Below are 485 nucleotides of genomic sequence, written 5' to 3' on the forward strand. Positions count from 1 at the left end.
TAAATATTCTAATTAATTCTTGAGCATTTGTCAAGCAAATGAATACATTAGTTTCTTTTCTTTTCCTTTCTTCACTATATACTCGATACCCGATACTCGATACTGTTTTTTCTTTGTTTTTACTATATACTAAATACTATCGACTATATACTGTTTTCGATTCCCTCTTTCAACTTCTCCACCACATAATCTATCTGCTCTTCCTTTAAGTTATTAAAAAACGGCAAGGTAATTGTTCTTCCCGCCACATCCTAAAGTAACCGGAAACTCCCCTTCCTTATACCCAAATATCTTCCTATAAACCGGTTATCATTTTTTACTATCTCATATCCTATTATATTTTTAAACCAGCTTACCAAAACCGCTCGCTATATTTTTTCAATTCACTTAAGAGTTTGCCCCACACTTCACCTAAAACCTAAACCATAATATATCAAACCTATCCATTCGTGTATAGCATAAAAATTATTATTTAATGCCCCTGC

Annotated in this window: 1 protein-coding gene; it reads right to left on the minus strand. The window is 32.4% G+C overall.

Annotated features, from left to right (window positions below; all coding sequences use genetic code 11):
* Positions 1–407 precede the first annotated feature (407 nt).
* On the minus strand, positions 408–485 hold a 78-nt coding region (locus COZ07_RS08480), incomplete at its 5' end, for a hypothetical protein (protein WP_406608138.1).

This window comes from Candidatus Infernicultor aquiphilus, from assembly GCF_002784285.1.
Lineage (GTDB): Bacteria > Atribacterota > Phoenicimicrobiia > Phoenicimicrobiales > Phoenicimicrobiaceae > Infernicultor > Infernicultor aquiphilus.